Consider the following 12892-nt stretch of genomic DNA (forward strand, 5'->3'; position numbering starts at 1 on the left):
TATGCCTCCATATATTAAAAATCAAGATGTAATCGAATTTGTGCAATAGCAGAACGTTCAAATGTTATGCTTTCACCATTAATAGTAAAGTCGATAGATGTGTCCGTAAAACCTTGTAATGCACCAGTAAATTGTTTACTGCCATTAACAGGCTTAAACAACTGAATATCTACATCACGGCCATTATACCGAACTAAATCCTTATCTTTCTTTAGAACTCGATCAAGGCCAGGAGAAGATACCTCCAATAAATAATTTTCCGTAATTGGATCCTTTTCGTCGAGGACAGCACTTAATTTTTCGCTCACCAACTGACAGTCATCCAAATCTACACCACCTGGTTTATCAAGGTAGACACGTAAATACCAATCCCGTTCACGTACATAGTCTACATCGACGAGTTCCATATCGGTGCCGGCTATAATACCTTCAACTACAGAGGATACAAACTCCTCCACTGCTTCTCTTTTCATAGCCATCGCCTCCTTACTTACTACATCTTGTATATATCTCTTGATTCTAAATACTCTAAAATTGAGCTAATCATAAATGAAAGAGTGGACATAAGCCCACTCTTTTAAAAGATTATATAAAAGTCATATATAGTATATCACATTTGCTGTGTATATACAAATTCTACGCTTTTGAATGGGTATTAAAGAAACCAATCCCACATAAGTCATTCTATAAAAACAAAAAATGACAAAAAATAGCATAGTTAAATCTATCCAAACTTTAATCAATGCGCTCATTCAAGCCTTTTAGTATAGCACCTAAATGCTCACGCAATAGCACTGCTAAATCATCTAGATTTTTTGCATCTAAATGATGGTCGATTTCTGGATAGCTTTTATAGCGAAGTTCCGCAAAGTATTCATCACGCAATTCATTATAATACAATAGTAAGCCTGTACACTCATCCATCTTGTGGTATTCGCCGATGATAAAAGACCCATTAATCATGCGAATCGCATGGGCTGGATCAATATCGCGTACAAAACCTTCTAACTCCTCAGGCATAACTTGTGAGAAGTCCCATTCAGGAATCCCTCGGCGACGATAAGTAAAAGTAAAATTATTAGCAGGTTCTATTAACATATTGGTTAACCCTTTTACACATCGTTCTTGTAGCCCTGTCCAAAAAGACTCTAAATCGGCTCGCACAAAGGAAATGTCTACAAACGAAAATAGTGGCATCTCTATATGTACTGTATAGTCCTCTACCTCTTTATCATATAAAGCAGACCAACGCCACCCCAATTCATTTTGATAATGGAAAATAGGTACCTTTAATACGTCTTCACCATCACTAATACGATTAGCTAATATTGTATAGTCACTTTCAGTAGATGTAACTAACGTAAAGCCGTCAACAGTTTGAGGTAACCAAGAATAGTCTAAGGCTTTACAAGCTTCAATAATTGTTTCCATATAACGCCTCATATCTTTCTTGATACTGTAAGACCGCCTTTACATAGCTACGGGTCTCAGGAAACGGAATCGTATCGACCATTCCATTCCAGTTATTTTCACGAAGCCACGATTCCACATGACCACGACCAGCATTGTAAGCAGCTAATGCTAACACCTGATCACCATTAAATTCCTTTAACAAGTGACCTAAATACCATGTACCTAACTCAATATTTATAGTAGGCTCTTTAAGTTGACGATCTGTATAGTTACCATGCCCCACTTGCTGTGCCACCCACCGTGCCGTATCTGGCATGAGTTGCATCAATCCAAGAGCCCCCGTTTCAGACTCCGCTGTGTTTTTATACTTGCTTTCTGCTAAGATAACACTAGCTACCAAAGATGGAGGTACCTGCTCTTTCTCAGCTGCAGCTATAACTTCCTCTTTATAGTTAAAGGGATACGCAATCTGACGCGCCAAATGGTCATCTAGATATGTAAAATAAAACCATCCTAGTACGACACAAGATAGTGCTGTTGCCGTTGCACGTTTCATATATCCCCCTTTCTATATAGAAACTATACATAGTCACCAAGATATAAAATATAACAAAATACTAGGTTAATATTATACGAAGTTTTATGGGCTTATTATACCATTTAATAGTAATTTTTATATACCAATTTTGACACATAAAATGACTATCATTGAAGTTCTTATAAAACTGATTCGATACGCTCATTCCAAATGATATCTAATTGTTCCTTTAAATCCAGAGGTGTACCATTATTATCAATGATTACATCCGCGTAAGACCGTTTATCCTCAAGACGCATTTGACTATTAATACGAGCCAATGCCTCCTCCTCAGTCAATCCATTGCGGCTCATTAAGCGCTCAATTTGAGTCGACTCATTCACATATACGAGCCACACCTCGTCCATCATGGTATACCATTCTCCCTCGATAAGTAAGGGGATATCATAGAGTAAAACTGGTGTATGTAGCTCCTCATAATGAGCTGTAAGTTCCATAATTCGATTTTGAATATGCTCCTTTAAACAACCATTCAATTGTTGGCGCTTTTTTGCATTGTGAAAGACAATAGCTCCTAATGCTTCTCGGTTTAATGTCCTATCATCGTGCAATACATCGGTTCCAAATGCATCTACAACTGCTTCTAAACCCTTTGTACCAGGTTCAACAACTTCACGAGCCACAATATCAGCATCGATATATGGTATACCTTTATCCTTAAAATATGTAAGAACTGTACTTTTGCCCGATGCAATGCCACCAGTTAAGCCAATTTTAAACATATATACCTTCTATTAATTATAAATACATATTACTTTACTAATGCCCAGTTTTCTGCATGGTGTACGTCTACAATAAGAGGCACTTGTAACTCTACAACAGACTGCATTGTACTACGTAGTAACTCTTCTATAGCTTCTAATTCAGAGTTCACCACTTCAAGTACTAGTTCGTCATGCACTTGTAATAAGAGTCGAGACGTAAAGTTTTGTTCTTCTAACTTTTGCTCTACTTGGTTCATAGCTAACTTAATGATGTCTGCGGCGGTACCTTGAATTGGCGTATTCATTGCGGTCCGCTCAGCAAAGGAACGACGGTTAAAGTTACGACTATTAATATCAGGTAACTCGCGTTGACGACCAAACATAGTGCGAACTTTGCCAGTTTCATGAGCCTCTTGAACCATTCGATCCATATACTCTTTAACCTTAGGATAACGGCTAAAATAAAGATCAATATAGTTTTTAGCTTCACCTCGTGTAATACCAAGGTCACGAGATAAACCAAAGTCAGAAATGCCGTAGATAATACCGAAGTTAATAGCCTTCGCATGGGAACGTTCTTCGCTAGTTACCTCATCTTGAGATTTACCAAGCACCTCTGCCGCCGTAAATCGGTGAATATCCTTACCTTCCACAAAGGCTTTAATCAACGCTTCGTCGCCAGACAAATGAGCTAAGATGCGCAACTCAATTTGAGAGTAATCGGCACTCACCAATGTATCATATCCAGTACCTGGATAAAATAAAGCGCGAATTTCACGGCCTTTTTCGGTGCGAACCGGAATATTTTGCAAGTTCGGATCAGATGAGCTCAAACGACCTGTAGCTGTAACCATTTGATTGAAAGTTGTATGAATACGATGTGTCTTATCATTGATAAGAACTGCCAATCCTTCACAATAGGTAGATACCAATTTAGCAACAGAACGGTATGCCAAGATTTTTTCAACAATCGGACTTTCATGACGAAGCATATCCAATACTTCCGCATCTGTAGAATAGCCAGTCTTAGTTTTCTTGATGATTGGCAGATTCAACTTTTCAAACAAGATTACACCCAATTGTTTAGGTGAATTAATATTGAAAGTTTCTCCGGCTAGTTCATAAATCTCTTCTTGTACTTGAGCTAGTTCCTCTTTAAAGCGAGCCGTTGTTTCCGCCAACTTCTCTGTATCGATATAGATACCATTTTTCTCCATCACAACTAAGGTATGAATCAAAGGTAACTCAATTGTCTCATATAAAGACCATAACTCTTCACGGCGCGCAGACTCACAGGCAACTTCATTCATAGCGAGTAATGCTTTCACCATGGACACGCATTCTACGTCTACACTACCGCTAGCAATGCTAGGTACAGAGAAACGCTCAGTTAGATATAGATATCCATAATTAGTACGTGTAGGATCTAATAAATACGCAATGAGCGACATATCGTAAACGCGAGCAGTTTTATCAGCATTAAATAAAGAAATTTCAGCGGGCACATCTGCACCAAAGGCTTCGATAATCTCCTTGGTCTGAGTTGTAACGATGGCTTTGGCACCTTGTAATACAGCTAAAACAGCTTTAGTATCGTCTGTTTTTACAATAGTATCTCCATTAGATAGATAAGCATTCGTTACCGTTCTAAATGGAGTTTTACCATCTAATATAACATGTACTGCTACCGTTTTATCTTTATAAAAATCAGCGGTTAATGATTTAGCATCCGCTAAATCATCTAAAGAAATCTCTTCTTGTTGTGCAAATAAAGAACCTGGATCACCAAGAGCTACTTCCTCACACCCCATTACTTGTGCAATGCGAGGTGTTAATTTAGTAAAACCTAAAGTTTCAAATAACGGTTGTACTTCAGAGGCATGAAAGTTTTGTACAAAATCTTCTACTTTATAAGATAACTCCATGTCTGTTTTTATTGTAGCCAACTCACGAGACAAGAAGGCTAACTCTTTATTCTCTACAAGGCGCTCTTTTAATTTCTTACCAGAAATATCTTCAATATGATCATATACAGATTCAAGATTGCCGTATTCGGTAATTAATTTAAGCGCTGTTTTCTCACCTACGCCTGGTACACCTGGAATATTATCGGAAGAGTCACCCATAAGAGCCTTCATTTCGATAACCTTATCAGGACCATAGCCATAAAGTTCTTCCATATTATCTAGAGTAACCTCTAACATATCAGAAATACCTTTTTTAGTTAAGAACACATGGCTATGTTCTGTTACAAGCTGTAAATTATCGCGGTCTCCTGTAATAATTTGAACAGCCATATCAGGGGCTCCAAACTTCTTGCTTAAAGATCCGAGAATATCATCCCCTTCAAAACCTTCTTCTTCGATGACACAAATGCCTAATGCTTTTAATACATCTTGAATTAAACTAAACTGCGGACGTAAATCCTCAGGTGCATCTGGACGATTTCCTTTATACTCGCTATACATTTCTGTTCGGAATGTTTGACGCCCTTTATCAAAAGCTACGGCAATATAGTCAGGATTAATCTCTTCATACAATTTAATGAGCATTGTTAAGAAACCATATACTGCATTCGTTGGCGTTCCCAGAGCGGATTTCAACGGTGGTAATGCAAAAAATGCACGAAATAACAAACTGCTGCCATCTATAATCATTAATTTTTTCATAAGACACCTCACTTAATTCTATTCTTCATTATAACATAAGGACCCTTTTAACTTTCATAAATAAAAATTAATATATTGTTACACTAGAAAATGAGTAAGTAATTTGATTTTAAAAACCACATATATACTTTTGTTAATAAACAGTAGAAAATGTTTTACAAATCATGTCATTAAGGAAAATATTGGGCTGAAAAGTCCTTGCGTATCAATATTTGGTATGATATAATCATTCAGGTATAAGAAACGATTTTTAAGGAGGTGACTCAATTGCCAAATATTAAATCCAGTATTAGAAGCGTAAAAACGGATGCTGAACGTCGTGCGAAAAATGCCGCTGTAAAATCTCAAATTCGTACAGCAGCTCGTAAAACCGTTGAAGCTGTTCAAGCAGGCGCAGTAGAAGAAGCAAAACAAGCACTTGTTCATGCTACTAGCGTAATTGATAAAGCAGCCTCCAAAGGTGTACTTCATAAAAACACTGCAGCTCGCAAAAAATCTAACCTTGCAGCTAAAGTAAACGCTTTATAATTTTAAAAGCAAGCAAGACAGTCTCTCGGTTATCCGTTGAGACTGTTTTTTTATGCCTTTTTTCTATTTAGTCATAAAAAAATTTTTCGTTTGTTATACAGTTATATTTTATTACGCCCTATGGGCAGATTAGAGGACTATTACTATGAGAACACTATTATTAATGCGTGGTGCTCCTGCTAGTGGTAAGTCTCAGTGGATTCGTGACAACAATCTTGAGGCTTACACCCTTGAAGCCGATCATTTCCGTATGCTTTTACGTAGCCCTTCCCTTGGTGAGAACGGCTGGTATATTTCACAAGAGGATAATGGTCCAACATGGAAGCTCCTACTAGATTGTTTAGAAAAACGAATGAGCAATGGCGACTTTGTTGTCTTAGATGCTACTCACACTACCTCTAAAGCTATTAATGCTTACAAAGAATTGCTTAACAAATATAAATATACTGTATATTACTATGAACCTAATACATCCTTAGAGGATTGCTTGGCCCGTAATGCGGCACGCACCGATTACAAACGTGTGCCAGAGCAAGTTATTCATTATATGTACAAAACGATTAAAACAAGCACATTACCAAACTTTTGCAAAAGAATTAACTCTATTGATGAAATTAACAATTACTTCACGGCTAATCTAACAAATAAATATAATCGAGTACGTATTATCGGTGATATTCACGGTTGCTACACCGCATTACAACAAGCTATTACACCATGGGATGAAAAGACATTATACATCTTCTGCGGTGACTATTTAGAACGCGGTATTGAAAACAAAGAAATGATGTACGAAATGATGCGTCTCAGCACATTACCTAATACAATTATGTTAGAAGGTAATCACGAGCGACATATTGCAAACTTTGCATTCCATACAAATTTAGATCGTTCCAAACGCTTTATGAAAGATGTGGTAGCACCTATCGTAAAAGATATGACGAAAAAAGAAGTAGAATCACTCCAACGAGAACTACGACTCTTTTATAAATCACTTCGTCAATGTTATCCATTCAGCTTCCATGGCAAAAAATATTTAGTTTCCCATGGTGGCCTCTCCTATGTGCCTAATATGACCTTCATAGCCACCTCAACATTTATTAATGGTTTTGGAGCTTACGAAACAAATATCGCTAATATTTACGATACTAATTACGAACAAGGCATGTGTCAGGACTTCATTCAAATTCACGGTCATCGTGGCGTTCCAGATGGAAAGTACTCCTTCTGTTTAGAAGGAGAAGTTGAGTTTGGTGGAGAGCTAAAATACATCGATATTACAGCAAATACTTTCATAAAAAATGGAATAAAAAACGATGTATATGATAAAGATTATATGCGCCATGAATTCCAAAATATGACACAACACATCATCTTCACACAGAACGAAGATATTAATATTATTGGCAATTCAAAATTAGTAAAAGTAAAACAGTGTTCCCCCAACCTATATTCCTTGAACTTTACCTCTCGTGTATTTCATAAACGATTATGGAATGAAAGTACAATACAAGCTCGTGGATTATTTGTGGATCGAATTACAGGAGATGTGAAATTACGTAGTTATAATAAATTCTTTAATCTTGGTGAACGCCCAGAAACAGAGTTAGATAATTTAGCTAATACCCTCTCTTTCCCAGTCGAAATTCGAACTAAAGAAAATGGTTACCTTGCCATTCTTGGCGTTATCAACGAAGAATTCGTATTTGCCTCTAAATCTACAACAGAGAGCATACATGTGGATTTATTTAAAAACCTATTCCATAGATTGCCTGAAGGCTTACAAACAGAAATCAAAGATTTATTAGCACGTAATAATTGTTCTATAATATTTGAAGTCATTAGCCAAGAGGATACTCATATCATTAAATACGACCAAGACCATCTCTATGTACTCGATTTAATTCAAAATACGCTAGACGTAAATGGTAAGCATATAGATGTCCCATTCTCTAGAGAAAAATTAACTGAACTTTATACAATTTTACAAAAATATGACACTGACTTGATTTCCATTGTTAAAACAGTTCAACAAGTTTCTACCATGGAGGAGCTCCAAGGCATTATAAATGAGGAGCTAAATTCATTCCATAAATCTGAAGGCTTTGTATTAGTCGATAGCAATGGTTTTATGACTAAATTCAAAGGTCCTTATTATAATACGTGGAAGCACAGACGAAATCGCATTCTAGAGCCATATCAAAAATTTGGTAAAATTCCATATGGAAACTGTAAAAATGAAGATGACACTAAATTTGCAGACTTCCTTGGTTCATTAGATTATGATGTGGTATGTAAGTCTACCATACTTGATATTAAAGATATGATGGAAAATCAAGGCTTGCTATAATTAAATAAACTCATCCTGTTTTAAGGATAAAAGCAAAAGGGACTGCAACTAGAATGTAGTAAAACCACATTCTGTTACAGCCCCTTTTTATATTAGCTTTTCATTAAACTTAACACTAGAACTCCATCACACCTGTAGTAGTAATTCTAATTTCTGGAATTACAGTTAATGCAAGGAAACTCAAATTAATAAAAGGATCTAGGCCTTTCGGCACGCCCATACCGTAAGCAATATCTTTCATCTTAGCCACTTTTGCATCTACTTCTTCGTGAGGTCGATTTGTGATTAAGCCCATTACTTCAAGAGCTAGTTCCTCTACTACTTTGCCTTCACTAGCAATGACATATCCGCCGCCAATTTCGCGAATACGCTCAATAGCAACCATCATATCTGCATCGTTGTCGCCAACAACAATCAGATTATGTGAATCATGTGCAAAGGATGACGCAATAGCACCATTTTTTAAATTGAAGCCTTTCAAAATACCGACACCATTTCTACCAGATGCTTTATACCGCTCGATACAAGTAATTTTATTGTACTCAGCATTAGGCTTGAACAGTCCATTTTCAACAGGAACCTCTTCAACAGTTTTTTGTGTAACTATTTGCCCAGGTACGATATTAATAATCGCTTGTGGACCTTCAATAGAAACATCTAATTTTTCCTTTGTGAAAGTACCTATATTAATCGTATGGAGTAATTCAGATGGTACAACCTTCTCTTCTCTCATAAGAACGCGTTCAATCGGCTTTCCTTTATAAAACACTTCGTGAATATCTACGCGTTGCTCATCATTGAGGATTACAAGATTAGCACTATAGCCGGGAGCAATAGCACCTAAATCTTTTAATCCGTAACATGCTGCCGGATGAGTGGAGGCCATTTTATAAGCTTGGATTGGTGTCAGTCCCAATTCAATCGAACGACGAATATTATAGCTAATATGGCCTTCTGAACGAATATCCTCAATATGCTTATCATCTGTACAGAAACCATAACGCTCCGTATTTCCTTGCTCTTCTACAAGCCCTTTCACAATGGAGTCTAGATTATGAGCCGCACTGCCCTCACGAATCCATACATAAATCCCATTTTTAACTTGCTCTTTTGCTTCTTCGTAGGAAATACATTCGTGATTTGTAGTAATGCCTGCCAAACGATAGCTTGCTATTTGCTCTGGTGAAAGTCCAATAATATGTCCATCCATAATTGTATCTTTAAAGTAATCTAACTTTTTCATCATGTAAGGATCACTATTGATAACACTATAACAGTCCATGACTTCACCTAATCCTAAGATACGTAGATTAGCTTGTAGCTTATGTAACATATCGCCATCTAAAATAGCGCCATTATCTTCACCTGGTACAGCAGGCACACAGGATGGAGCCATAACATATACATCACCTTGAGCCGACGCAGTTTCATTGATCATGTACTCAACACCGGCAATACCCGCTACATTACCGGCTTCATGAGGGTCTACAATAAATCCTAACGTTCCCACTTGAGAGGCCTCAAATACGAGTTCTTTCGGATTCACCAAGGTGGATTCCAGATGGAGATGGCTGTCTATAAATCCGGGCACAATATATTTACCGCTGTAATCATATTCTGTTTCACCTGTATATGTTCCTACACCTATAATCGTGTCATCATGAATCGCAATATCCGCTTTTACCCATTCATCGGTGAATACATTTAAAACAGATGCCCCCTTCAATACGACAGGAGCCTTATCCAACCCCTGTGCTTGTCGAGAAATTTTTGCATTAAATTGTATCATATAAGGATCCTCCTTACATATAGGTTTCTTTCAAAATGAAAATGAGCGCCAAGAAATACATGACACCGGAAACATCTCGATATTTTCCAGTCAAAACCTTAATCAATACATAACTGATGAGACCCCATTCGATCCCCACACCTATGGAGTAAGCAAATGGCATCATGATAATGGTCAAAAATGCCGGTAGTCCTTCCGAAATATCACCGAAATCGATGTCCTTAACGGATGCCATCATAAATAGACCTACCACGATGAGTACCGGCGCTGTAGCCGCCACAGGAATAACCATGAGTAACGGTGCCAGGAATAAAGATGCTATAAAGAGTCCCGCAATAGTTAAAGCAGTCAAGCCCGTGCGGCCGCCCTCTGCGATACCCGCTGCCGATTCAACAGCTACGATATGAGGAGATGTACCTAGTGCGCTACCTATGATAGTGCCTAATGCAGATACTTTCATACAAGAGCTTTGTACACCCAACTGTTTATCTTGAGGCACTTCGGCTTGATTCGTAAGACCAATCAATACGCCCACTACATTAAATAAATTAACGAACAAGAACGTAAAGGCCACAAATACCATATCTACAGATAAAAGTTCGCTCATATCATAATGAAACCAAATCGGTGCCAACGATGGTGGCATAGAAAATATCGTCGACGGCAACTTTGTAATTCCACAGAAGAACCCAACAACCGCAGCAATGATAACGGCTAGAAATATTCCTCCTTTTACATTGCGTCCCATAAAAACGGCGATTAATATGATTCCCAAAATGGATATCAAGCTAGATGGTGCCTGTAAGTCCCCAATGCTCACAATAGTAGCAGGATTGCTGACAATAAGCCCAGCACTACTAAGACCAATGAGAGCGATAAACAAGCCGATACCCGCTGTTACAGCCAATTTAATTGTATGAGGTATGGCATTAAACAGATATTCTTTTAACGGTGTAACTGCGATTAGTAAAAATGCTAAACCTGCGATTAATTGAGCCGTTAACGCAAAGGCAAAGCTATGTCCCATTTGGACCACAATAGTGTAAGCAAAAAATGCATTGATACCCATACCGGATAAGCCGGCGAATGGCATATTGCTATACAAAGCTAGCAATAATGTCATAATGATAGCACTAACAGCCGTTGCCGTGAATACGGCGCCTACATCCATACCGGCAGCGCCAAGAATAGCAGGATTTACAGCTAATACATAAGAAACGCAAAGAAATGTAGTGGCCCCCGCAAATAACTCTCTCGATACGGATGAGCCTCGTTCTGATATTTTGAATACTTTGTCCCATACACTACCTTGAACTTGTTCTCTCATAATAATTCCTCCTCTCGTACTTACAATCATGGGCGTATTCTCCTATACTTATATATTTCCACATATAAGTAAGAATTTCCTGTTCTTTATTAAAATCTACTCTATAAAAAAATACCGCAGTATGTATTTAACTCAATTAAAGTAAATATATACTGCGGTATTTCGCATATGTAATCATTTATAAAATCAATAATGTAAATCTATTCAACTCTAAATAAATATAAATTCTAGATTTATCCCTTCAGGGAATCTAAAAATGAAGTCCCAATCCCCCATTGTTTCAATCCAAAGTTTTGTAATACTGTTTCACCTATGTCCGCAAAACTGTGTCTATCACCCAAAGCTACTGAATGACTCATACTTGGACTATAAGCGAGCAAAGGCACCATCTCTCTCGTATGATCTGTACCCTTCCAAGTCGGATCATTCCCATGATCTGCGGTGATGAGAAGTAAATCGTCATCTTTAAGCAAGTCCAACAAACCACCTAATTGGTAATCAAAGTCTTCAATAGCACGCTTATACCCTTCTACATTACGCCGATGACCGTACAGACTATCAAATTCAACAAGGTTGACCATCATGAACCCCCGTGCAAAGCTTTGGCCCAATAGATAAGGAACTACGTTCATACCATGCGCGTTAGACTTTGTCGGATATGATGCATCCCAGCCAACATGAGCATAAATATCGCCGATTTTGCCAACTGCCACTGTTGGAATATTTGCGTCTTGTAACTCTTGTTGCACCATTTTCTTTTCAGGCATACGACTGTAATCATGACGATTTGAGGTACGTACAAAATGACCTGGTGTACCAATAAAAGGCCGAGCTATAATACGCCCCACATAATAATCACCGACACATACCTTATCGCGTGTAATTTGACACATGCGATACAAATCTTCTAAGGGAATGATATCCTCATGCGCAGCAATTTGAAAAACCGAATCCGCCGATGTATATACGATTGGCTTACCAGTTCTTATATGTTCTTCTCCGAGGCGTTCAATAATTTCTGTTCCAGAGGCTACCTCATTACCAAGAAATCCATAACCCGTTTCTTTTGTGAAAGCATCCATCAGTTCCTTCGGAAATCCATCATAAAATGTCGGAAATGGCACCGTTACAGGATGCCCCATCATCTCCCAATGACCACTTGTCGTGTCTTTGCCAGTACTCGTTTCAGACATACGACCATAAGCACCAATTACAGGCTCATCAAACGCTGATATATCAGCAATATTAGCTAAACCTAGAGATTTTAAATTTGGACAGCGAATAGGTCCTACTACAGCTTCGATATGTCCTAATGTATTCGAACCTTCATCGCCAAATTTAATCGCATCGGCTGCATGCCCTACACCGACACTGTCCATTACTAGTAGAATAATTCGATTATACATATGTACTCCTAAATCTATATAAGATTAGTTACTCATATAATGTAAAAATACTTTGTAACATATTACAATTAAAATCATCAATATGAATTAATAAAATACATAATATAT

10 protein-coding genes are annotated in these 12892 nt (G+C 37.7%); 2 read left to right on the forward strand and 8 right to left on the reverse strand.

The features are described 5' to 3' along the window. Positions 1 to 14 precede the first annotated feature (14 nt). The 5 genes from PK1910_RS03345 to polA form a co-directional block, all read right to left on the reverse strand. Positions 15 to 473: a ribosome maturation factor RimP gene (locus tag PK1910_RS03345; protein WP_004693003.1), complete on the reverse strand. Its 459-nt coding sequence runs from the start codon at positions 471 to 473 to the stop codon at positions 15 to 17. A 262-nt stretch (positions 474 to 735) separates the two neighbouring features. Next, the gene (locus tag PK1910_RS03350) at positions 736 to 1431 is read right to left on the reverse strand and encodes a hypothetical protein (protein ID WP_058948482.1); all 696 of its coding nucleotides are present in this window, start codon (positions 1429 to 1431) and stop codon (positions 736 to 738) included. Continuing rightward, complete coding sequence (locus PK1910_RS03355) at positions 1415 to 1969, reverse strand: lytic transglycosylase domain-containing protein (RefSeq protein WP_004693001.1); 555 nt, start codon at positions 1967 to 1969, stop codon at positions 1415 to 1417. The genes PK1910_RS03350 and PK1910_RS03355 overlap by 17 nt, the downstream gene beginning before the upstream one ends. Before the next feature lie 161 nt (positions 1970 to 2130). Then, a complete protein-coding gene (gene coaE / locus PK1910_RS03360; RefSeq protein ID WP_058948481.1) occupies positions 2131 to 2733 on the reverse strand; it encodes a dephospho-CoA kinase in 603 nt (200 codons plus the stop codon). A gap of 29 nt (positions 2734 to 2762) precedes the next feature. Then, positions 2763 to 5384, reverse strand: a complete 2622-nt coding sequence (gene polA / locus PK1910_RS03365; protein ID WP_058948480.1) for a DNA polymerase I — start codon at positions 5382 to 5384, stop codon at positions 2763 to 2765. A gap of 267 nt (positions 5385 to 5651) precedes the next feature. Here polA and rpsT point away from each other — a divergent pair, with 267 nt between their 5' ends. Further along, complete coding sequence (gene rpsT / locus PK1910_RS03370; protein WP_004692998.1) at positions 5652 to 5912, forward strand: 30S ribosomal protein S20; 261 nt, start codon at positions 5652 to 5654, stop codon at positions 5910 to 5912. Between the two features lie 145 nt (positions 5913 to 6057). Next, positions 6058 to 8262: an RNA ligase gene (locus PK1910_RS03375; protein ID WP_058948479.1), complete on the forward strand. Its 2205-nt coding sequence runs from the start codon at positions 6058 to 6060 to the stop codon at positions 8260 to 8262. A gap of 115 nt (positions 8263 to 8377) precedes the next feature. Here PK1910_RS03375 and ade read toward each other — a convergent pair whose 3' ends face one another. From ade to PK1910_RS03390, 3 genes are all read right to left on the reverse strand, one after another. Beyond that, positions 8378 to 10051, reverse strand: coding sequence for an adenine deaminase (gene ade / locus PK1910_RS03380; protein ID WP_058948478.1), 1674 nt, complete (start codon positions 10049 to 10051; stop codon positions 8378 to 8380). Between the two features lie 13 nt (positions 10052 to 10064). Then, positions 10065 to 11378, reverse strand: a complete 1314-nt coding sequence (locus PK1910_RS03385) for an NCS2 family permease (RefSeq protein WP_072210716.1) — start codon at positions 11376 to 11378, stop codon at positions 10065 to 10067. A 233-nt stretch (positions 11379 to 11611) separates the two neighbouring features. Then, positions 11612 to 12784 carry a phosphopentomutase gene (locus PK1910_RS03390; protein WP_058948476.1) on the reverse strand — a complete coding sequence of 391 codons (1173 nt, stop codon included), beginning with the start codon at positions 12782 to 12784 and terminating at the stop codon, positions 11612 to 11614. Positions 12785 to 12892: the final 108 nt, after the last annotated feature.

The sequence above is a fragment of the Veillonella parvula genome, from assembly GCF_036456085.1.
GTDB classification, from domain to species: Bacteria; Bacillota; Negativicutes; order Veillonellales; family Veillonellaceae; genus Veillonella; species Veillonella parvula_E.